The sequence below is a fragment of the Pseudomonas sp. DVZ6 genome (genome assembly GCF_024259445.1).
In the GTDB taxonomy this organism is placed as follows: domain Bacteria; phylum Pseudomonadota; class Gammaproteobacteria; order Pseudomonadales; family Pseudomonadaceae; genus Aquipseudomonas; species Aquipseudomonas peradeniyensis.
On the sequence record NZ_JANCLM010000025.1, the window covers coordinates 45,423 to 66,386 of the forward strand.

At 65.9% G+C, this 20,964-nt stretch carries 24 protein-coding genes; 13 read left to right on the forward strand and 11 right to left on the reverse strand.

Annotated features, from left to right (window positions below):
- Positions 1-54 precede the first annotated feature (54 nt).
- Complete coding sequence (locus tag NMG10_RS15755; protein ID WP_254464671.1) at positions 55-783, forward strand: DUF1353 domain-containing protein; 729 nt, start codon at positions 55-57, stop codon at positions 781-783.
- A 178-nt stretch (positions 784-961) separates the two neighbouring features.
- Here NMG10_RS15755 and glpT read toward each other — a convergent pair whose 3' ends face one another.
- Positions 962-2,314: a glycerol-3-phosphate transporter gene (glpT, locus tag NMG10_RS15760; protein ID WP_203647318.1), complete on the reverse strand. Its 1,353-nt coding sequence runs from the start codon at positions 2,312-2,314 to the stop codon at positions 962-964.
- 224 nt (positions 2,315-2,538) lie between these two features.
- Between glpT and NMG10_RS15765 the strand changes: the two genes are divergently transcribed.
- The 10 genes from NMG10_RS15765 (at position 2,539) to NMG10_RS15810 (ending at position 8,035) form a co-directional block, all read left to right on the forward strand.
- Positions 2,539-3,579 carry a helix-turn-helix domain-containing protein gene (locus NMG10_RS15765; protein ID WP_254464672.1) on the forward strand — a complete coding sequence of 347 codons (1,041 nt, stop codon included), beginning with the start codon at positions 2,539-2,541 and terminating at the stop codon, positions 3,577-3,579.
- A gap of 196 nt (positions 3,580-3,775) precedes the next feature.
- On the forward strand, positions 3,776-4,264 hold the full coding sequence (locus tag NMG10_RS15770) for a DUF2589 domain-containing protein (protein ID WP_050706451.1): 489 nt from the start codon (positions 3,776-3,778) through the stop codon (positions 4,262-4,264).
- 11 nt (positions 4,265-4,275) lie between these two features.
- Positions 4,276-4,884: a DUF2589 domain-containing protein gene (locus NMG10_RS15775; protein ID WP_050706450.1), complete on the forward strand. Its 609-nt coding sequence runs from the start codon at positions 4,276-4,278 to the stop codon at positions 4,882-4,884.
- Positions 4,885-4,971: 87 nt separating this feature from the next.
- Positions 4,972-5,244: a hypothetical protein gene (locus NMG10_RS15780; RefSeq protein WP_050706449.1), complete on the forward strand. Its 273-nt coding sequence runs from the start codon at positions 4,972-4,974 to the stop codon at positions 5,242-5,244.
- Positions 5,244-5,549, forward strand: a complete 306-nt coding sequence (locus NMG10_RS15785) for a hypothetical protein (RefSeq protein ID WP_232856924.1) — start codon at positions 5,244-5,246, stop codon at positions 5,547-5,549. The genes NMG10_RS15780 and NMG10_RS15785 overlap by 1 nt, the downstream gene beginning before the upstream one ends.
- A 43-nt stretch (positions 5,550-5,592) precedes the next feature.
- A complete protein-coding gene (locus NMG10_RS15790) occupies positions 5,593-5,766 on the forward strand; it encodes a hypothetical protein (RefSeq protein ID WP_225933215.1) in 174 nt (57 codons plus the stop codon).
- A gap of 31 nt (positions 5,767-5,797) precedes the next feature.
- Positions 5,798-6,184 carry a hypothetical protein gene (locus NMG10_RS15795; RefSeq protein ID WP_186732609.1) on the forward strand — a complete coding sequence of 129 codons (387 nt, stop codon included), beginning with the start codon at positions 5,798-5,800 and terminating at the stop codon, positions 6,182-6,184.
- Between the two features lie 96 nt (positions 6,185-6,280).
- Positions 6,281-7,063: a glycoside hydrolase family 19 protein gene (locus NMG10_RS15800; protein ID WP_203647313.1), complete on the forward strand. Its 783-nt coding sequence runs from the start codon at positions 6,281-6,283 to the stop codon at positions 7,061-7,063.
- Positions 7,064-7,142: 79 nt separating this feature from the next.
- Positions 7,143-7,697 carry an EndoU domain-containing protein gene (locus tag NMG10_RS15805; protein ID WP_203647312.1) on the forward strand — a complete coding sequence of 185 codons (555 nt, stop codon included), beginning with the start codon at positions 7,143-7,145 and terminating at the stop codon, positions 7,695-7,697.
- A gap of 71 nt (positions 7,698-7,768) precedes the next feature.
- Complete coding sequence (locus NMG10_RS15810) at positions 7,769-8,035, forward strand: hypothetical protein (RefSeq protein ID WP_203647311.1); 267 nt, start codon at positions 7,769-7,771, stop codon at positions 8,033-8,035.
- A 61-nt stretch (positions 8,036-8,096) separates the two neighbouring features.
- Here the strand turns inward: NMG10_RS15810 and NMG10_RS15815 are convergent, their stop codons facing one another.
- The 9 genes from NMG10_RS15815 to NMG10_RS15855 all read right to left on the reverse strand — a co-directional run bounded on the left by NMG10_RS15815 (position 8,097) and on the right by NMG10_RS15855 (position 17,379).
- The gene (locus NMG10_RS15815; RefSeq protein WP_203647310.1) at positions 8,097-8,402 is read right to left on the reverse strand and encodes an NIPSNAP family protein; all 306 of its coding nucleotides are present in this window, start codon (positions 8,400-8,402) and stop codon (positions 8,097-8,099) included.
- Positions 8,403-8,460: 58 nt separating this feature from the next.
- The gene (locus NMG10_RS15820; protein ID WP_232856920.1) at positions 8,461-9,015 is read right to left on the reverse strand and encodes a lipocalin family protein; all 555 of its coding nucleotides are present in this window, start codon (positions 9,013-9,015) and stop codon (positions 8,461-8,463) included.
- Positions 9,016-9,079: 64 nt separating this feature from the next.
- Complete coding sequence (locus NMG10_RS15825; protein ID WP_203647308.1) at positions 9,080-9,661, reverse strand: hypothetical protein; 582 nt, start codon at positions 9,659-9,661, stop codon at positions 9,080-9,082.
- A 111-nt stretch (positions 9,662-9,772) separates the two neighbouring features.
- A complete protein-coding gene (locus tag NMG10_RS15830) occupies positions 9,773-10,789 on the reverse strand; it encodes an XdhC family protein (RefSeq protein WP_232856918.1) in 1,017 nt (338 codons plus the stop codon).
- A gap of 169 nt (positions 10,790-10,958) precedes the next feature.
- On the reverse strand, positions 10,959-12,293 hold the full coding sequence (locus NMG10_RS15835) for a cytochrome c (protein ID WP_254464673.1): 1,335 nt from the start codon (positions 12,291-12,293) through the stop codon (positions 10,959-10,961).
- A 17-nt stretch (positions 12,294-12,310) separates the two neighbouring features.
- The gene (locus NMG10_RS15840) at positions 12,311-14,554 is read right to left on the reverse strand and encodes a molybdopterin cofactor-binding domain-containing protein (RefSeq protein ID WP_232856913.1); all 2,244 of its coding nucleotides are present in this window, start codon (positions 14,552-14,554) and stop codon (positions 12,311-12,313) included.
- Complete coding sequence (locus tag NMG10_RS15845; protein ID WP_203647304.1) at positions 14,554-15,009, reverse strand: (2Fe-2S)-binding protein; 456 nt, start codon at positions 15,007-15,009, stop codon at positions 14,554-14,556. The genes NMG10_RS15840 and NMG10_RS15845 overlap by 1 nt, the downstream gene beginning before the upstream one ends.
- 148 nt (positions 15,010-15,157) lie before the next feature.
- The gene (gene proP / locus NMG10_RS15850) at positions 15,158-16,660 is read right to left on the reverse strand and encodes a glycine betaine/L-proline transporter ProP (protein WP_203647303.1); all 1,503 of its coding nucleotides are present in this window, start codon (positions 16,658-16,660) and stop codon (positions 15,158-15,160) included.
- Between the two features lie 260 nt (positions 16,661-16,920).
- Positions 16,921-17,379 (reverse strand): GNAT family N-acetyltransferase, encoded by a 459-nt coding sequence (locus tag NMG10_RS15855; protein WP_232856911.1) that lies wholly within the window; start codon positions 17,377-17,379, stop codon positions 16,921-16,923.
- 142 nt (positions 17,380-17,521) lie between these two features.
- Here NMG10_RS15855 and NMG10_RS15860 point away from each other — a divergent pair, with 142 nt between their 5' ends.
- A complete protein-coding gene (locus NMG10_RS15860; RefSeq protein ID WP_110739648.1) occupies positions 17,522-18,097 on the forward strand; it encodes a hypothetical protein in 576 nt (191 codons plus the stop codon).
- A 24-nt stretch (positions 18,098-18,121) separates the two neighbouring features.
- On the opposite strand, the gene NMG10_RS15865 is transcribed toward NMG10_RS15860, so the two are convergent.
- A complete protein-coding gene (locus NMG10_RS15865; RefSeq protein ID WP_254464674.1) occupies positions 18,122-19,843 on the reverse strand; it encodes an amidohydrolase in 1,722 nt (573 codons plus the stop codon).
- Between the two features lie 186 nt (positions 19,844-20,029).
- On the opposite strand from NMG10_RS15865, the gene NMG10_RS15870 reads away from it, so the two are divergent.
- Complete coding sequence (locus tag NMG10_RS15870; RefSeq protein ID WP_254464675.1) at positions 20,030-20,947, forward strand: LysR family transcriptional regulator; 918 nt, start codon at positions 20,030-20,032, stop codon at positions 20,945-20,947.
- Positions 20,948-20,964 lie beyond the last annotated feature (17 nt).

Below are 20,964 nucleotides of genomic sequence, written 5' to 3' on the forward strand. Positions count from 1 at the left end.
TTGATTCTATTCTTGGAAGGGTCTGTCAGTCCGCATGAACAGGGAGGTGTCAAGATGAGAGTGGAACTACTGGCTGTGATGCTCGTGCTCAGCTCAGGTGCTATCGCCCAGGATTGGGGCAAGTTTTCCAGCCCCCTCAATGTCGAGTTAATGAAGACCAATCGAGATATTCGCTTGCTTCAGGACTTCACCTATACCGGGCCCAGGCCGGGGAAACTGTTCTGGCTGGCGCCCAAAGACACGATATCCGATGGCGCTTCGATACCGAAAGTAGCCTGGGGCGTGGTTGGGGGGCCGCTGGATGGCCAGTATCGGCAGGCGGCCATCATCCACGATGTGGCGTGCGTGAAGCGAACGAGGAGCTGGCAGGATACCCATAGGGCTTTTTATACGGGCATGAGAGCCGCTGGAATCGGCGAGACTCAAGCCAAGGTCATGTATGGCGCGGTGTATCACTTCGGACCGCGCTGGGCGGAGCCGGAGTTCGTCAAGATCCCCAGGATACGAAAGGCAACCTTCGATACTGAGTTCGCGCAATTCAAAGCGGCGCTGCCGCCCGGAAAGGAGGCCGAATTGATAAGTGACGGTCGAGTGATATCCAGAACCGTATCGGATGGACTGTTCACAAGTGAGTCGATAGACGAGGTCGTAGGCGCAGTGGTCGAAGTACGCGAGGTACAACCGCCAGCCACACAGGCGGCCTTCGACAAGATGCGCAGTGAGATCGAGCGGAGCAACCCCAGCCTGGATGAGATCGAGAAGCTACCCGTCTCGAACCTGTAGCGCGGTCAAACATCATTTTCGCGGGCAAGCCCACTGCCACAGGTATTGCGCGAACCGCTGTGGCAGCGGGCTTGCCCGCGAAGGGCTGCAAAGCGGCCCCGATAAACGACAAACCTTTCTCAAGTGAAGCGCGCAAGGCCGCTCATCCGGGCCAATTCAAAGGCGCGCCCCACAGTGATCAGGCCACCGCCTCACGACTGGCACTTGCCGCCTTGGTGTGCCAAAGGGTTGGCACCATGAACGCGATCGCCAGCACGCACGCGCTCACCAGCAGCACGAAGCCGCCGTCCCAGCCGAAGTGGTCGACGGTGTAGCCCATCGCCGCGCTGGCCGCGACCGAGCCGCCCAGGTAGCCGAACAGGCCGGTGAAGCCGGCCGCGGTGCCGGCGGCTTTCTTCGGCGCCAGCTCCAGCGCCTGCAGGCCGATCAGCATCACCGGTCCGTAGATCAGGAAGCCGATGGAGAACAGCGCGATCATGTCGACGGTCGGGTTGCCCGGCGGGTTGAGCCAGTACACCAGGGTGGCGACGGTCACCAGGGCCATGAACACGATGCCGGTCAGGCCGCGGTTGCCGCGGAAGATCTTGTCGGACATCCAGCCGCACAGCAGGGTGCCGGGGATGCCGGCCCACTCGTAGAAGAAGTACGCCCACGAGGTGGTGTCGACGCTGAAGTGCTTGGCTTCCTTCAGGTAGGTCGGCGCCCAGTCGAGCACGCCGTAGCGCAGCAGGTAGACGAACACGTTGGCCAGGGCGATGTACCACAGCAGTTTGTTGCGCAGCACGTACTCGACGAAGATCTGCTTGGCGCTGAACTCCTGCTCGTGGCTTTCGTCGTAGCCTTCCGGGTAGTCGTTCTTGTACTGCTCGACCGGCGGCAGGCCGACCGACTGCGGGGTGTCACGCATGGTGGCGAAGGCGAACACGGCCACCAGCACCGCCACGGCGGCGGGCACGTAGAAGGCGGCGTGCCAGTCGTTGGTCCAGCCCAGGCCCAGCAGGAACAGCGGGCCGATCAGGCCGCCGCCGACGTTGTGGGCGACGTTCCACACCGAGACCACGCCACCGCGCTCTTTCTGCGACCACCAGTGCACCATGGTCCGCCCGCTCGGCGGCCAGCCCATGCCCTGGGCCCAGCCGTTGATGAACAGCAGCACGAACATGATCGTCACGCTGGATGTGGCCCAATGCGCGAAACCGAAAATGAACATCACCCCGGCCGAGATCAGCAAGCCGAAGGGCAGGAAGTAGCGCGGGTTGGAGCGGTCCGAGACCAGGCCCATGAGGAACTTGGACAGGCCGTAGGCGATGGCGATGGCGGAAATCGCCACGCCCAGCTGGCCACGGGTGTAGCCCTCTTCCTCGATCAGGTAGGGCATGGCCAGGGAGAAGTTCTTGCGCAGCAGGTAGTAGCCGGCATAGCCGAAAAAGATCCCGGCGAAGATTTGCCAGCGCAGGCGGCGATAGGTGCTGTCGACGCGCTCGTCGGGCAGCGGCGCCTGGTGCGCGGCAGGGCGGAAGAAGGCAAACATGTGAAGCTCCCAACTTGTTATAGGTATGCGAAAACGAATTTTACATTTTCGTTACAGAAAAAATATCTGTTTCGCGGGGAGCAGGTGTTGTTTTGTGAAAATTGCCGTGTTTCTCGACGACAGGTTGATGGCAGATACCTGACACGAATAATGGCAAAAGGCTACAGGCTAATCGGAAGTGAACCACTTTTCCGGCTCGACTATGGATAGAAGAGCCGAAACACATGGATATTCACGTAACGCAAGCCGAGCGCACCAGCACTGCCCCCCGCGACACGCAACTGCCCCTCCTGCACATCACAACGGAGCACTTGCGTGCCTGGCGCCTGGCGGTCGACGTGCTCTTCAGCACGGCGACCAGGGCAGGCGATGCATTCAGTGCCTCGCTCGAGGTCTTTCATTGCCAGCGATTTTTGTTGTGCCGTGGTTACCTGGAGGGCGCCCGCTATGGCCGTGACGCGCACCGTCTGGACGGGTGCGACCTCGATCACTATGTGCTGTACCTGCCGCTGCAACGTGGCCTGGCCGCTGGCAATGGCATGCGCGTGCGGGCGCGGGATGTGGTGGTGCTGGACCTGACACAGCCGGCGGCTTTTGCCATGGCCGGCGGCGAAGGCCTGAGCCTGGTGATACCCCGTACCGCGCTGGCGCACCCCACATGGCAGTTGCATGGCCTGCGCCTGGGACGGGAGAGCCCGATGGGGCGCCTGCTCGCCAGCCTGCTGTCGTCGCTCGCCACGGCCGCGCCGCAACTGACCCAGGACCAATTGCTACACCTGGGCCAGCCGCTGGTGGGAGTGATCGGTGCCTGCCTGATCAGCGCGGCAGCTGGCCGCCAGGTCAGGGCCTCGCCCACACAGGGCGACCTCGGCCGACGGGCGCGCAGCTACATCGAGCGCAACCTGCAACGCAACGACCTTACCCCGACGGTGCTGGCCAAGGCCATGGGTACCTCGCGCAGTCAGTTGTATCGGGCATTCGAGCGATTCGGCGGGGTGCGCCACTACCTGCTGCAACGGCGCCTGCGCCGCTACCTGCAAGCGTTGGGCGAGCCCGGCAATGCCGGGCGGCGCATCGGCGACCTGGCCTACGACCATGGTTTTACCGATGAGGCGCACTTGCGCAAGGTGTTCCGCAAGGCCTTCGGCCTGTCTCCACGCGCGGCGCGTACCGCCTTGCAGCGGGGCGAGCTGGCCTGCGCGGATGCGCGGGTTGGCGAGCCGCCCTCGATGGCGCGTTGGCTACGCGAGTTGGCCAGTCATTGATTCGGGACGGCTGACCCTGTTTTCGGGACGCACGCCCCGGGACACCCCCCGGGCCCATCCGTAATCTGGACTCACCTGGTAACCCAACCATCCATCCAACCCGGTGCCGTCGTCAGGGCCTGAACCCTGCAACGCGTGGGGCATACCGAAGCCACCCGGACGGCATCGGCACCGCATGAGACAAGGAGCGTCGGTCGTGGCGAATCAATCCCTCCATCACCTCATCCAGAGCATCGCCGGCGCGGTCGCCGAGGCGCAGGACAAGATCCAGCGCTTCCAGGTATCGACCGTGCGCCAGTACTTCGACGAGGACAACCGGCCGGTCAGCATCGATGTGCGCCTGCCGTCCCATTCGCCCGAGGCGAGGGACGGCGAGGAGCGCGTGGTACGGGTCCCGCTGCTGTCGCTGGTGGGGGCGCGGCTGATGGCCGTGAAGGACATGGAAATCTCGTTCGAGGTAGGGCTGAACGCCGATGACGGTTCGGCCGCGAACGTCGGCCCGGCGACTGCCGGTGATGACGACTCGGGCTGGCCGAGCGAGACCCACAAGGCTCTGAACGTCGACCTGGGCGTTCGCCGCAATGGTGAAGGCGGGCCACTGGCGCGCGTCACCCTCAAAGTCGAAACCCAGCCCCCTTCGGAGGGGATGGCTCGGCTGCTGCAAAACCTCGATAAATTGATCTAGGAGAAACACAAATGGCTAACTTCTCGATGGGTGACCAGTTCCGCGGCCTGCCTATGGGCGACCTGATCGGCGGTCCTCTCACAGCCGCTTGCGACGCCCAGGTCCGCCTGGCCAATGCCACCGCCGACTTCATCAAGGTAATCGGCTTCCTGCCTGACCCCAACAACCCGACCGACCCCAACGCGGTGGGCGATGTACGCACGGTCAGCTTCCGCTTCGACCGTCCGTCCACCAGCAAGCCCGACGACGGCACCATCCCGATGGAACGGGTGGAGCTCGAAGTCCCGCTGCTGGCGGTGGTCAAGGTGCCGAACCTGTCGATCAACAAGGTCGACATCACCTTCGACATGGAGGTGAAGAACTCCGAGCAATCGCGCGAAGCCACCGACGCCCAGGCGGCGATGTCGGCCGAGGCCAGCGTGGGCTGGGGGCCGTTCAGCGCCAAGGTCAACATCTCCGGCTCGGTGTCTTCGCACAAGGAGAACACCCGTTCGACCGACCAGTCGGCCAAGTATCACGTCGAGGTCCACGCGGCCGACGACGGTATGCCGGAAGGACTGGCCCGGGTGCTGGACATGATCTCGCAGTCGGTCGCGCCCAAAGCCATCACCCAGCAGTAAGCGGTGATCGGCCCAATGCCAGCCCTGTGGTCGTGTGAGCGCTAGCCAGGGGTTGGCCGTCAGACTTTTCCGGAAAGGAGTTCCGTGATGTTCGATCTAACGGACGTGGGATATGTGAAACGCATCGTCGTCGGCAGCACCGATCCGGAGAAGCTGACGTCGCACGAGCTGATCCAGGCGCAGACCGCGCTGCTCAACCGCTGCCTCAGCGAACCGCCCAAGGGGCGCATCGTCGGCATCGAGAAAACCTTCAACCTGCTCAACATCGGCGAGCACCAGGTGGTGCTGCAGTCACTCATCTACCACGTGGGCTTCGCCCGTCGGCCGTTCTGGCTGGCCGACGAACAGGAGGCCTCGTGATGAACCACTTCGCAGAGTTCGTCCACGCGCTGGGCGGCGCCGTGCAGTGCGCGCGGCACGCCACCGGGCAACGCTGGCCGGGGATCCGGATCGCAGAGATGCAGGTGGTGCTGGCCGCCACCCTCGAGCCCGGCGATGCGCCGGGGAGTCTGGCGCTGCGTGTCGGTCGCGCGCCACGGCGCAATGAAACCTTGCATGAGCTGAGTATCAACGTGCCCGGCGATGCCGGTGAGGCGATTGTCGTTTGCCTCGATGGCGAGCTGTTCGGCCACTACGGGAGGCCCGGTGATGGCCAGGCCGACTGAGCGCTCGATGCGTTTGCTGCTTTCAACCCAGGAGACCCGAACCATGCGCACGATTCTCAAGAACAAACCAGGCCAACCGGCTCGGATGTCCACCGGCAAACGCGTGCTGTGCGCCATCGGCGCGGCCGCATTGTCGGCGCTGGTGGCGTTGGGGGCGATCCAGCCCGACCTGGCCCTGGCCATCGCCAAGTGGGCGGGGCTGGTGCTGGCGTTCTGAACCCATGAATCACCCAACAAGGAGAGTCACCATGAGACATCTGGCAACCGCACTGGCCGGTGCCCTTGCACTGGCCGGCCTGGGATCGGCGTGGGCCGACGAGTACCAGGGCACATTCAAGGACAACGGCACCAACGTGCCGGTGCTGCTGAACATCGATCCTGGCGCGGGCTTGGGCAAGAACGCCGGCAAGGTGCGCTTCGGCGCGGGATGGGCGTGCGATTTCGCCCTGGAGTTCAACGGCGCAGACGGGCCGGAGCGCAGCTACAGCCTCAAAGGCGGTGGGGCGGGCCGCTGCGGGCCGCTGACCCTGGGCTACCTGCAGAGTCGCCAGGGCAGTGACGGCCTGCAGATCCAGTTGTTCACCCAGGCCAACAAGCTCGCCTACAGCGCCACCCTGGTGCCGCCCGCCAGGTAGCCGCCACAAGCAACCGACATCCATTCGCTTCGCCATCAAGGCACGGCCTGGCCGCTGCCCCACGGGGAGCGGCTTGCCCGAAAAAAGGAGCTGACCATGTGCATCACCAACACCGTAGGGACGGGCGGCAACAACGCCACCGCCGATGTGCGCAGCCTGCAGCTGCTGCTCAACCTCAACAGCGGTCAACGCGGCTTCAGCTGCGCGCTTGGCATCGATGGCCTGTGGGGGGGCGGCACGCGCAGTGCGCTGGACAACTTCCAGCAGCTTATCGGCAGCCCGCAGGGCAAGCCGGTGGCGCCGGGCGATGCGACCCTGGCCGCCTTGCGCGTGGGCCTGCCCGGTGGGCTGGTCGCGCCCAAATTGTGGCTGGCGCTGATCAATGCCAGCGGCACACGTATCGATGCCTTCCACCAGCCGGTGCTCGACGTGCTGACCCGCTACCGCATAGACACGCCGCTGCGCATCGCCCACTTCCTTGCCCAGATCGCCCATGAGAGCGGCTGCCTGCGTTACACCGAGGAGCTGGCCAGCGGGAGTGCCTACGAGGGCCGCAAGGACCTGGGCAACCTGCAACCGGGCGACGGGCCGCGCTTCAAGGGGCGCGGGCTGATCCAGCTGACCGGTCGCGCCAACTACCGCCAGTACGGCCAGTACTGCAAGCGCGATTTCGAGAACAAGGACGACCCCTCCCTGGTCAGCAGCGACCCGGCCCTGGCGGTGGACGTCGCCGGCTGGTTCTGGGCCAACCGCAAGCTCAACGACTGGGCCGACAAGGATGACCTGCGTGAGGTTACCCGCCGGGTCAATGGCGGTTTCAACGGCCTGGACGACCGCGCCGCGTACCTCGCCCGGGCCAGGTGGCTGCTGGTCGGCTGAACCCCATTCCCCCTTTTCGCCGGCAGCGGCGGAACCCGAGGACAACAACGTCCTGTCACCGTAAAAAAGGAGCTTCATGATGAAAAAGACTTTCGTGTTCCCACATGCACGCGTCGCGCTGGCTGGGCTGGCGGTCATCGGCAGCCTGGCGTTCAGCCTGGTGCCGGTGGCGTCCGCCCAGGCCGCCGTGGCATGCCCACAGCCCAATTCGGGCGGCGTGCCGGCGGTCAATCAACAGCATGTGTTCTGCGGCGAGGTGGCCAACAACCGGGCCAAGGGCTTCCACAGCAGGCCTGGCGGACAGTTGCCCGCCACCGTGGCCTTCACCGCGGCGACCACCAATACGCCGGTCGGGCCGGCCGGGATCTATGTCCTGCGCAGCTTCAACATCACCCAGAACGGCGTGACCGCGAGCAAGTCCATCTCCACCATGTTCCCGGACAGCTGCTCGCAAGCCAATGTGGTGGCGGCCATCCAGAATGCCTACAACAACCGCACCTCGCTGAACGGCAACGAGTTCCGCGGGCCGTCGGGGGCGCATTGCGTGGCGGGCAACCCTGGCGCATCGTTCAACATCGTCGGATATCTGAATGGGGCTGGCACGGTGGTGACCACCGCCTATCCTGACTACTGATCCTGCGTCACCCTCACCAGGGCCGGGCATCATGCCCGGCTCTTCCGTATCCCTGGCAAAGGAGCCTGCTCATGTCCAATCCCCGCCCCCCAGGCCTGCAGCAGTTTCTCGACGACGAGGTGACGGCCGTGGCACTTGAGCATTTGCTCGAGAAGGCCCTGGCCGCACGTCGCAACCGAGTGGTGGAGGCCTACAGCGGCAACGCCTACCACGTTGCCTTCGAAGAGGACGCCGTGGTGATCGAACACCACTACAGGGAGGACTGGCCTGCGCTGCGCCTGCCTTTGGACAGTTTCATCGAGACCCTCCAGGGTTGGCAGCCGAAAGCGCGTTATTGAAACCCTGCGCCGGGCCTGCACGCCGGTGATGCGTACCAGGTTTTTCGCGGGCCTGTGAAGGTCAATCGAGCACTGGCCGCAGGAAGTTGCGTTCGTAGCTGAGGATGAAGCGTTGCTCGTTGGCCAGGGCGAAGGCGGCGATGCACTCCGGATCGGTTTCCGAGGCTGTGCGGTACTGCTCGTAGGCGGCCAGGCTGGGGAAGCTGAACAGGGCGTAGGCAACATTGTTGGCGCCTTCGCTGGGCAGGAAGTAGCCGTGGTGGGTGCCGCCCATGCGGTTGACCAGGCCGATCCACAGCTTGCCGTAGGCCTCGAAGGCCGGGATCTGGTAGGGGTCGATGATGTACTTGAGGTGGCAGGTGATCATTGCACGCAATCCTTTGGGTGAGCCGGGTGGCTCACCTTACAGGGGCGGATGGCGGCCGTCACTGGGGGGCTGGTTGTCGCCAGATCAGTTGGTCGGTGGGATAGCCCTGCCGGCGTGCCAGCTCGAGCAGCTGTTCTCGGGTCTGGGCGCTGACGGTCGCTGAGCGCGACAGCAGCCACAGGTACTCGCGGTTCGGGTGGCCGACCAGTGCCACGCGATAGTCCGGGTCGTGGTAGAGCACCCAATACTCGCCCTTTGTCAGGTTCGGTGCCAGGCGGCTGAGCCAGTTGTCGAAGCGCACCCAGAGCTTGTCGGTGCGTCCGGCCACCTGCGGCTCGGCGACGCCTAGGGCTTCGTTCCACTGGCCGTCCTGCTCCAGGCAGCGATTGGTCACGTCGATACGGCCGTCCTCGCGCAGGCCGTAATGGGCCTCGGACTGCACGCAGTGGCGCTGGAAGAACATCGGCAGGCGCGCCAGTTCGTACCAGGTGCCCTGGTAGCGCTGCAGTTCGACCTGCTGCGTGGTGGGCGGCGGCTCATCGCGGGCGCTGGTGCAGCCCATGAGCACGAGGGTGAGGCAGCAGCAAAACGGCACGGCCAGGCGCATCGCCATGGGAAACCTCCTGAAGGGGGGGAAGGGCTCACATGATGTTCGATGCGCGGGCCGGCCAAAGGTTTTACTGGGCTGGGCGCGAGGTCTCCACGCTCAGCACTTCGGTATAGATGGCTTCTACGGTCTGGTCGAGCTTGAGATTCTTCATGCGTGCCTGCAGTTCGGGGTCCTCGACCTTGACCACCTGCAGCTTGCCTTCCGGTGGCAGCAGGGTGACTTCGTGTGTGTTCAGGTCGATCTTCTTGATCTGCGAGGTGACCTTGACCTGACGGAACGCCTCGCCACCCGGGTTGGGGTTGTCCTTGGTGGCGCGGATGGTGCCCGATTCCTCGGAGGCCTTGGGAGCGCCGCCGACATTGGTGTTGAGCACATAGGCGATGGCACGGGTCACTTTGATATCGACCTGATCGCCCACCTTGAGATTGGGCAGGGCCTTGGCCTGTTCGGTGAGCTGGAAGGTCACGTCCTTGTCGTGGGGGCCCTTCACCGTGACCTGGCGGTTGGGCAGGTCGATCCTGGTCACTTCAGTGGTGACATGGCTTTCCAGCGCTTCGCTGGCGATGGGCAGTTCGGCGGCGTGGGCGGTGAGGCTGGCGGCGGACACTAGCGAGGCGAAAGCAACAGCGCGTGCGAGGGTGGCAGTCATTGGCCTGTCTTCCTTGTGGTCGATACCGGTGGGTGTATGCGAGAAGAAGCATAGACACTGGTTGGCAGGTGTGTGGCCAATGCTTGCCCCGCGATGAGGCCGGTTCAGGCACTACAAAGGTTGATGATCACGCTCGCGCTTGGCCTTGGACACACTCACCGCCCCCGGCAAGCTCACGGCGTTCTTCGCCGCCAGCACTTCGGCCATCACGCTCACCGCGATTTCCGCCGGGGTCTTGCTGCCGATGTAGATGCCAATGGGCCCATGCAGCCGTTCGAGCGACTGCTCGGTTTCGCCGAAGTGCTCGATCAGCCGTTCGCGGCGCAGCTGGCTGTTACGTCGCGAGCCGATGGCGCCGATGTAGAATGCCGGACCATGCAGGGCCTCTAGCAGCGCCAGGTCGTCGAGCTTGGGATCGTGGCTGACGGCGATGATGCAGGTGCGCAGATCGGCCTTGAAGTCGCGTACCACATCGTCCGGCATGCCCTTCAGGTATTCGACGCCGGCGACCGACCAAGTGGCCATGTGCTCGGGCCGAGGGTCGCACACCGCCACCCGGAAGCCGTTGAACAGGGCCATGGTCGCCAGGTACTCGGCCAGCGCCCCGGCGCCGATCAGCAGCATGCGGTAGCCGGGGCCGAGGGTGTTGGTCATCTGCCGGCCGTCGAAACGGAACTGTTCCGGGGTGGCGGTGGGTTCGAGGTTGACCGCGCCGTCGGCCAGGGTCAGTTGGCGACGCATCAGCTGGCCGTTGTCGAGTTGCCCCAGCAGTTGTCGCAGCGAGGCGGCGGCGGGCATGAACTCGAGGATCAGCTCCAGCGTACCGCCGCACGGCAGGCCAAAGCGGTGGGCGTCGTCGGCACTGATGCCGTAGCGGATCACCTCGGGTGCCCCTTCGGGCAGGCCGGGGCCGCCGTAGGCGGTGGTGTAGCGGTGGATCAGGTCGTCCTCGATGCAACCGCCGGATACACTGCCGACCACCCGACCGTCGTTGCGCAGGGCCATCATCGAACCGACCGGACGCGGCGACGAGCCCCAGGTGCGGGCGACGGTGGCGAGCAGCACGCGGTGGCCGGCCTGGAGCCAGTCATGGGTGGTGCGCAGGACCAGCAGGTCGATGCTTTCCATGGTGTATGAAACCTCGTGTTGCCGAGTGCCTGTGGGAGCAACGGTCTTGCTCAATGTCTAAAAGCTGACACGATCCCTGTGGGAGCGGGTTTACCCGCGAACACCGGCAGAGCCGGTGCCATCCACCGCGTCACCGGCTTCGCGGGTGAACCCGCTCCCACAGCGCTGCTCAGCGCATATGCAGGATGATCGGGCTGCTGCTGGCCGGGTCGGTATGCCCGCGCAACGCGCCCACCGCCTTGGCCTCTACCGCGCCGCCGTGATTGCCCCACGCACTGCGGGCGAAGCTCAGCACCTGGGCGATCTCCTGGTCCGATAACTGCTCGCGGAACGCCGGCATGCGGTAGGCATCCGGCACCCCGGCGGCGACGATGCGCTGCGAGCCGTTGAGGGTGATGTTGGTCGCCGAGGCATTTTCCGCGGCCAGCATCGAGGTGGCACCCGCCAGCGGCGGCATCCACTCGGTCTGGCCCTTGCCGTCCAGGCCATGGCAGCTGGCGCAGCGGGTCGCGTAGGTATGCGCCCCCGGCGTGTCGAGCCCCGCGGCTACCGCCTGATACTGCCAGGGTGCGCCGTCACGCCCCGGGTCGCCGGGCAGCGACTTGAGGTAGCGGGCGATCGCGTTCAGGTCGTCGTCGCTCATGAACTGCGTGGAGTTGTTGAACGCCTCGGTCATCGAGCCGTACACCACCGCGTGCTTGTTTCGTCCGGTCTTGAGGAACTGCACCATCTCCGGCTCGCTCCAGCGCCCGAGTCCGGTGTTGTGGTCCTGGCGCAGGCTCGGCGCGTACCAGCCATCGAGCAGGGCGCCGGCGAGGAACGGTGCGCCGCTCTCGTCCAGGGCCTTCTCGTTGAAGGCCAGGCCCCGAGGTGTGTGGCAACTGCCGCAGTGGCCGGGGCCCTGGACGATGTAGGCGCCGCGATTCCACAGCGGGTCCTGGTCGGCCTTCTGCGCATAGGCGCTGGTCGGCGCGAACAGGCCGTTCCACAGGGCGATGGGCCAGCGCAGGTTCAGCGGCCAGGGAATGTCGCTGGGGACATTGGCCTCGGCGGCCGGCTGCACGCCCTTCATGAAGAACGCATAGAGCGCCCGCACATCGTCGTCGCTGAGCTTGACGTAGGACGGGTAGGGCATGGCCGGGTACAGCCGTCGCCCACCCGGCGCGACGCCCTGGCGCACCGCGCGGTCGAAGTCGGCCAGGCTGTAGGCGCCGATGCCGTGCTCGCGGTCCGGGGTGATATTGGTGGCATGGATGGCGCCCAGCGGCGTGGCCATTTCCAGGCCGCCGGCAAACGGTGCCTTGCCCGGCAGGCTGTGGCAGGCCACGCAGTCGCTGAGCCGGGCGACGTACTCGCCACGGCTGACCAGGGCGGCGTCGGCGCTGTCGGTGGCGCTGAAGGGCGAGGCGGGCTCGCGGGTGACGTACCAGGCCAGCAGGCCTGCCGCGACCAGGCACGGCAAGGCCAGCCAGCCTGCGGTTCTTGCGAATCGGCTGTTGTTCATGGGCTGTCCTTGTCGTGTCAGCTGAAGGTATGGCGGCTCAGGGGCATGCTGCGCACGCGCTGGCCGGTGAGCTGCGCCACGGCGTTGGCCACCGCGGGCGCCACCGCCGGCAGCGGTGGCTCACCGATACCGCCCATCTTCGCCCCGCTCTCGACGATGCGCACATGCACCCGGGCCATGCGCGATGGCGGCAGCACCGGGTACAGGTCATAGTTGCGCGCCCGTGGCATGCCGTTGAGCCACACCGCTTCCTCCAGCAGCACCTGGGACAAGCCGAGGGACACCGCGCCGTTGACCTGGGCTTCGATGATCGCCGGGTTGACGATGCTGCCTGGGTCGATGGCCTGCCAGATGTCGTGCACCCTGACCTGGCCGCCCTCCAGCGATACCTCGGCGATCACCGCCGCCTCCGAGCCGAACGGCGAGGCCATGGCCACGCCACGGGCGCGCTTGCTGCCGTCCTCGGCGGTGAACGGGCCGCGTTTCCAGCCGCCGGACAATTCCGCCACCGCCTGTAGCAGGGTGGTCAGGCGAGGGTTGCCCTGCAGCAGTTGCAGGCGCAGCTCGTAGGGGTCATGGCCGCCCTTGTCGGCCAGTTCATCGAGGAACGACTCGTAGAAGAAGTCGTTCAGCGAGTTGCCCACCGAGCGCCAGTAGCCGAGCATGGCCGGGCCTTTGACGTAGATCTGCGCAATGCGCTTGTTGGCGATGGCGTAGGCCTTGCCCGACAGCCCTTCGAGGGCGGTGGGGTCGACCTTGTCACCCTGCTTGCCGGCGAGCGCCTCGGTCGGACCTTCGGTGGCGCTGATCGCCTCGATGGCCACCGGCAGGCCTTTGTCGTCCAGGCCGGCGCGGAACTTGACCACAGCCATGGGGCGCATGGCATCGCGCAGGAACTCCTCTTCGCGGCTCCAGATCAGTTTCACCGGCCGGCCCACGGCCTTGGCCAGGGCGATGGCCTGCGGGTAGGGGTTGGCCGAGTCGTACAGGAAGTGGCGGCCGAAGAAGCCGCCGAGCAGTGGCGAGTGCAGGGTGATCCGCGCAGGGTCCAGGCCGGTGCGCTTGGCGATGTCGTCGCGGAACATGTCCTGGGCCTGGTTCGGCAGCCACACCTCCAGGCTGCCGTCGGGGTTGAAACGGGCGGTGGCGGAGGGCGGTTCCAGCTGAGCATGGTTGAGGTACTGGTTGTGGTAGGTGGCCTCGACGGTGGTCTTGGCGCTGGCCAGGGCGCCAGCTACGTCGCCCTGGTTTTCCTCGTCGCGGCTCGGCCCGGTCTGGGCGGCCAGGTGGTCGCGCCAGCCGTCAGTGGAAAAATCGGCGGGCATTGGCCGCACCTGGCTGTCGGCAGCCGCCTCCTTCCAGTCCACCTGCAGCGCTTCGACCGCGCGCTTGGCGTGCCACCAGCGTTCGGCGACCACGGCCACCGCGCCGGGCAGCTGGTGCACCGAGTGCACGCCCTTCATGGCCTTGACCTGTTCCTCGTTGCGCAGTCCGCCGACGCTCATGCCCAGGCGCGGCGCATGCTGCACGGCGGCGTGGAGCATGCCGTCGACCTTGATGTCGATGCTGTAGATGGCCTTGCCGGTGGACTTGTCGTAGGCGTCGAGGCGTTGCACCGGCTTGCCGATCCAGCGGAACTGGCTGGGGTCGCGCAAGGTGACGCTGGCCGGGTCCGGCACCGGCAGGTCCATGGCCGTTTCGGCCAGTTCACCGTAGCCGAGCGAACGGCCCGAAGCGGCATGCACCACCTTGCCCGGCTCGGTGGTCAGCTCGCTCACCGGCACGCCCAGCTGCTGGGCGCCGGCTTGCAGCAGCATGGCCCGGGCCAGGGCGCCGAGGCGGCGCATGGTCGGGTAGCTCATGCGCACCGACATGCTGCCGCCGGTGATGCGCAGGCCGTTTTCCATGACCACGTAGGCTTCGCCGGCGGGCGCGCTTTCGACCAGGAAACGGGCAGGCTCGAGGTCCAGCTCCTCGCCGACGATCTGCGCCATGGCGGTGTTGACGCCTTGCCCACCCTCCATGAATGGGCTGAGCAGACGCACGCTGCCGTCCGGGCGCAGCTCCAGGAAAGCCGGCACCTGGGTACCGCGCTCCGTGGCGCTGGCGGCCTGTACGCGTGGTGCACCCACTGGCAGGCCGAAGCCGAGCACCAGCGCGCCCACGGTGGTGCCGACCAAAAAGCGCCGGCGCGACAGGTTGACGGTTTCGCCTGCTGGCAGTTTCAGCAAGTCTTCGGGGGTATCGATGCGTGTGCTCATCAGGCTTTACCCCCTTCGGCGAGATCGTGCACGGCGGCATGGATGGCGTTGTAGGTGCCGCAGCGGCACAGGTTGACCATGGCCGCGTCGATCTGCGCAGCGCTGGGCTTGGGCGTGTGCTTGAGCAGCGCGGTGGCCGCCATCACCTGGCCGGACTGGCAGTAGCCGCACTGGGCCACCTGGTGCTCGACCCAGGCGGCGACCACGCGCTTGCCAACCGCGTCGTTTTCGATGGCCTCGATGGTGGTGACCTCGCGGCCGACCACGCCGGCCACCGGGGTGACGCAGGCGCGCACCACGTTGCCGTCCACCAGCACCGAGCAGGCGCCGCACTGGGCCAGGCCGCAGCCATACTTGGTGCCGGTCAGGCCCAGGTCGTCGCGGATCACCCAGAGCAAGGGCGTGTCGGCGTCAGCCTCGACCTGGTAGGTCTGCTGGTTGATTCGTAGTTCCATGGGCTCACCTGCTGATCATCGGTTGTGGAAGCGGGGAATACGCTGTTCCCCAATCCAGAAACGCTAGCACAGGGGCCCATTGCGCAACCGATACACCCCACAGATTCAGAGGATCAGGCAAGCAATCCGGCGGAATGCGCAAGTAGCCTCAATCGATGCGCGGATGCTGTTGCGCGAGGGTCTGGCGCCGGGCCTCGAGCTCGGCGATCTGTGCGTCGATGTCCTCGATCTTCTGCTCAATGTTGTCGTGGTGCTCCTGCAGCAGCTCGCGGGCTTCCTCGATGTCCGAGGCGGCCGGGGCGGCGCCGCGCAGCGGGCGGTTGGCGGTCTCCTTCATGGTCAGCCCGGTGAGCAGGCCGATCACGGCGATGACCATCAGGTAGTAGGCCGGCATGTACAGGTTGTCGGTGGTCTCCACCAGCCAGGCGGCCAAGGTCGGGGTGAGGCCGGCGATCAGCACCGAGATGTTGAAGGCGCTGGCCAGGGCGCTGTAGCGGATATGGGTGGGGAACATCGCCGGCAGGGTCGAGGCCATCACGCCGATGAAGAAGTTCAGCAGCACGGCGAGGATCAGCAGGCCGGCGAAGATCACCGCCAGCTTGCCGCTGGTGATCAGCATGAACGCCGGGATCGCCAGCAGGAACAGGCCGACGCTGCCAATGATGATGAACGGCTTGCGTCCCCACTTGTCGCTGAGCAGGCCGATGATCGGCTGCACGAAGAGCATGCCGACCATGATCGCGATGATGATCAGCACACCGTGGTCCTCGCTGTAGTGCAGGTTGTGCGAGAGGTAGCTGGGCATGTAGGTGAGCAGCATGTAGTAGGTGACGTTGGTGGCGATCACCACGCCGATGCAGGTCAGGAGGCTGCGCCAGTGCTGCGTGGCGACTTCCTTGAACGACACTTTCGGGCCGCTGGCCAGGCCTTCGCGGTCGCCTTGCTCAAGCTTGTCGACGTGCTGCTGGAACGCCGGGGTTTCCTCCAGTGCATGGCGCAGGTACAGGCCGATCAGGCCCAGCGGCAGGGCCAGGAAGAACGGCAGGCGCCAGCCCCATTCGAGGAACTGCTCCTCGCCGAGCACCGTCGAGATCAGCACCACCACCCCGGCGCCGAGGACGAAGCCGGCGATCGAGCCGAAGTCCAGCCAGCTGCCGAGAAAGCCGCGCTTGCGGTCCGGGGCGTACTCGGCGACGAAGATCGACGCGCCGGTGTATTCGCCGCCCACCGAGAAGCCCTGGGCCATCTTCGCCAGCAACAGCAGGATCGGCGCCCAGATGCCGATGCTGGCGTAGGAGGGGATCAGGCCGATGGCGAAGGTGCTCAGCGACATGATCACGATGGTCGCCGCCAGCACTTTCTGTCGCCCGTAGCGGTCGCCCAGGGCGCCGAAGAACAGCCCGCCCAGCGGGCGGATCAGGAACGGCACGGAGAAGGTGGCCAGTGCGGCGATCATCTGCACGCCGGGGCTGGCGTTGGGGAAGAACACCTTGCCCAGGGCATAGGCGACGAAGCCGTAGACACCGAAGTCGAACCACTCCATGGCATTGCCCAGGGCGGCGGCGGTGATGGCCTTGCGCATCTTGGCGTCGTCGACGATGGTGATGTCCTTCAAACCGATGGGTTTGACGGGTTTCCTGCGTGATTTCATGGGCCGTTGTCCTTGAGGCTTGGGGCATGGCCATGGTTTGGCCAGCCTTGTACCTAGGGTCAGATACGACGGCGCGCTAAATAATTCCCTGCGGTGTCATTTGCGTCCCTGTAGGAGCGGCCTTGTGCCGCGAAAGGGCCGCAAAGCGGCCCCGGCGAATTATGCGTCTGCGCTGAGATCCTGGGGCTGCCTTGCAGCCCTTTCGCGGCGCAAGGCCGCTCCTACACAGGGGAGGGCGCATGGCTTGAGGACGGCGCTGGTCAGAGCGTGCGAGACATCAACCAATGGCTATGCCCCCAGGCCTCGAACGGTTCCATGTGCGTCCAGCCGCGCTTGGCGTAATACGCATCCTGGTCATGGGTATGCAGGTAGAGCGTGGCAACTCCGTTGCTGCGGGCATGCTCGCAGACACCTTCGATCAGTTGCTCCGCCAGCCCTTGCCCACGCGCCTCTGGGGCGACGAACACGCAGGCCAGCCAGGGGCCGAGGTCGCGGCGCCCGGGCAGGTCGTCGCTGGCCAGGGCGGCACTGCCCAGCAGGCGGTCGCCGTCCAGGGCAACCAGGCATTGCCATTGACCGTTGTGTTGGCCTTCGGCGAATTCGCGTTGCCAGTCGGCCAGCGGCACGTCCGCGTATTCATAGTGGAACTGTTGGTGCAGCCATTGGGCGAGGGTATCGCTGTGGGCCATGTGGTGTTTCAGCCAGTCCAGGCGGCGCATGACGATGTCCTTTTCAGGGGCAGGAGGGGCGGACCTTTGCGCGAAGCATACACCGCGGTGCGTGATCGACGAGGATGATGGCGTTTTGATTTTAAGGGTGCGCAGCCGCTATCCTTGCGCCTGTATTCACCAAGGAAGAACCATGCGTCTGTCGTCCTGCCTCAAATCGGTTGTCGCCCTGTCACTGGCCGCCCTGCTCGGAGCCTGCTCCAACTACCACTACAAGGAGTACCAGGGTGACTGGGCGCCTGAGACGATGACGCCCTATGATCTGTCCGGCAACCAGGCCGACGCGCCGGTCGTGTACTTCGCCACCATCCGCTACCGCGCCCTGGGCGTGCCGTTCCATCGCCTGCTGCTGGCCACCCATGTCGATGACCAGTTGCTCGAGGGGGCCGGGCGCCGCTCGATCCTCGATATCGCGGGCAAGCAGGCGCTGCGGCTGACGCCGGGCAAGCACTCGCTGAGCTGGTGCTGGGCCTCGATGAACGCGCTGGGCACCGGTGGCGGCAAATGCGGTTTCACCGCGCGCGACGTCGAGTTCCGTGCAGGCAAGCGCTACATCGTCGATTTTGACACCGTCGATGCCATCAACGGCCCGCCCGGGCGAGAGACGATGACCATCACCATCACCTCCGAGATTCGCGACCTCGATACCCGGGAGGTGGTCTACCCGCCCAAGGGCAGCGAAGCATTGACCAAGAGCATGGACGGTTGATCGACCCGACCCGCGCAAGCTGGCTCAGCGCGTGTAGATGGGTTTTCCGGCAAACCAGGTCTGCAGCACCTGGGTGTCGCGCAGCGCCTGGGGTGCGACACTGAAGATATCGCGGTCGAGTACGATCATGTCGGCCTGTTTGCCGGCCTTGAGCGAACCGATCTGCCGTTCCAGGCGCATGGCCCGGGCGGCGTTGAGGGTATAGGCCTGGAGCATCGTCTCGCGGTCGAGGGCCTCGGCGGCGTTGAGCACGCCCTTGGGGCCGACGCGGCTGATGGCCTGGTAGATGGCCTGCCAGGGGTCAGGGGTGCTGATCGGCCAGTCGCTGGCGCCGGCGATGGTGGCGCCATGGGCAAGCAGCGAGTGCGCCGGGAAGGTGTGCAGGAAGGCCATGGCATCGACGTAGGGTTTGACCAGCTCCAGATTGGCCTCGTCGGCGCTGGCCCAGTACAACTGCATCGAGGCGATCACGTCCAGCTGCTTGAAGCGTGCGTACTCTTTCGGGTTGACCATCTGCAGGTGGGTGATCGAGTGCGCGATGCCGCTGGCGCGATCACGGCGGGCCTGGGCCACGCCGTCGAGCGCCGCGCGCACGGCGCGGTCGCCGATGGCGTGCACATGCACCAGCCAGCCACGGGCGTCGGCGGCGCTCACCAGTTCGCCGAAGTGCGCCGGGTCCAGCAGCAGTTCGCCGTGCTGCCCCGAGTTGCGGTAAGGCTCGAGCATCGCCGCGCTCTGCGCCGGCATCTCGGCGACGCCATCGGCGAACACCTTGATGCCGGGCAGGGTGAGGTTGGGTACGCCGAGGAACTGCCGGCGCACCTTGTCCAGCTCATCCAGGTCGGCCGGACGGGCTTTGGAATCGGCCATCAGCAGCGCGGCCACATGGGCGGTCAGTTCGCCGCGCAGGGCAAGGGCCCTGTACACCGGCAGCACGCCGAGCGAATCGTTGTGTACGTCGGCACCGGGCAGCTCGTTGGCCAGCGGGTCCATCCAGCCGGTGACGCCCAGGCTTCGATAGTGCGCCAGGGCCTGGCGCCCGGCGCTCATCAGTGTGTCGTGGGTCAGTGCCGGCAGCAGGTCGGTGACCGGGTACAGCCCGGCGTCGACGAGAAAGCCGTTCGGCGTGCCGTCCGAGTGCTGGCCGATGGTGTTGCGGGCCACGGCTGGCAGGGCGGCGATCTTTGCCGCATCGATGCCGGCACGGGTGAGCATGGCGCGGTTGGCCCAGCCGGTGTGCATGTCGTTGGCGGCGAACAGGATCGGTTGGTCGGCCCACTCGCCCTGGTTGAAGCGCTGCTCGAGCGCGGCCAGGTCGTCCCAGTAGGTTGGCGGCAAGCCGCCGACGCTGAGGAACTCGCCGCGTCGTGCCTTGCCGTCCTCACGCCACTGGCGCAGGCGTTGTTCCAGCGCGTCGAGGGGGATCTGCACACCGGCCAGGTCGGCCAACTCCAGCTGCAGGCCACCCTTGATGGCATGGGAGTGGGAGTCGAGCAGGCCGGGCATCAGCACCTTGCCGCCCAGGTCGATGGTCCGCGTGCCATCGACCTTCAGGCGCAGCACGGCCTGGTCGGAGCCCACCGCGACGATCTTCTCGCCCTCCACCGCCACGGCTTGCTGCAGTGGCTGGCCCGGCTCGGCGGTGTAGACCTTGGCGTTGTGCAGGATCAGGTCGACGGCGGCGAAGCCGGGCAGGGCGGCGCAGGCCAGGCCGGCGCCAAGCGCGATCTTCAGGAACTGCTTCATGCGATGCCTCGTGCTTGATGGGGGAGGCGGCAGGCTAGCCAAGCGGGAAGGGTGTTTAAACGGCACGGCAGGCACAACTTTATTCGCGTTCTGGAAAGAGTGCTTGCTGCTCCCCATCGATTGCCGCCTGCGCATGAATCCATGGATACTCCACGGCGCCCCAAGTGTGCCAACCAGGAAGCAACCATGGACAAAATGACGGCCCTGACCATCTTCGTCGCCGCCGCCGAACACGGCAGCTTCAGCCGTGCCGCCGAGCAGCTGGGCAAGACGCCGTCGGCCATCACCAAGGCCGTCGCCCATCTGGAAGCCGAGCTGGGGGTGCGCCTGTTCGAGCGCACCACCCGACGCATGGCGCTGACCGAAGCCGGCACCCTCTACCTGGAAGGCGCGCGACAGGCCTTGATGCATCTGCAGCGGGTCACCGAAGAAGTGGAGCAGTTGCAGCATGAACTGCGCGGCACCTTGCGCATCACCGCACCACCGTCGTTCGGCCCGGCCTTTCTCAACCAGGTGTGCTGCCGCTTCATGCGCGAGCACCCGCAGGTGCGCCTGGAGGTGAACCTCAACGATGCCAACGAGGACCTGATCGACGGCGGCTACGACCTGTCGCTGCGCGACGGTCCCACCGACCAGCCCGAGCTGATCGCCCAGCCGCTGATCGAGAACCGCGTGATCCTGTGCGCCAGCCCGGACTACCTGGCCCGACGCGGCGAGGTCATCAACCTGGACAACTACGCCCAGCATGACTGGCTGCTGCTGCGCCACCCGTTGCTCAACCGCAGCTTCTGGTGGATCGAGCACGAGGGCCAGACCCAGCGCGTGCGCCAGCCGACGGCCAGGCTGGTCAGCGACAACTTCGACTTCCTGCTGGCCTGCCTGCTCGATGGCCAGGGGCTGCAGTTCATCCCCACCTGGTGCGCGGCACCCTACCTGGTCAATGGGCAACTGCTGGAGGTGATGCCTGATTACTGGCGGGCGCTGAGCGCGTTCGGTCCCTGGGTGCATGTGCTGTACCTGCCGCATCGGCGCAATACGCGCAAGGTGCAGGCATTCATCGCCCTGTTGCATGAGCACTTGCGCGGGCAGGGCCTGCGCGCCTGAGTTTTTCCTGGCGGGCA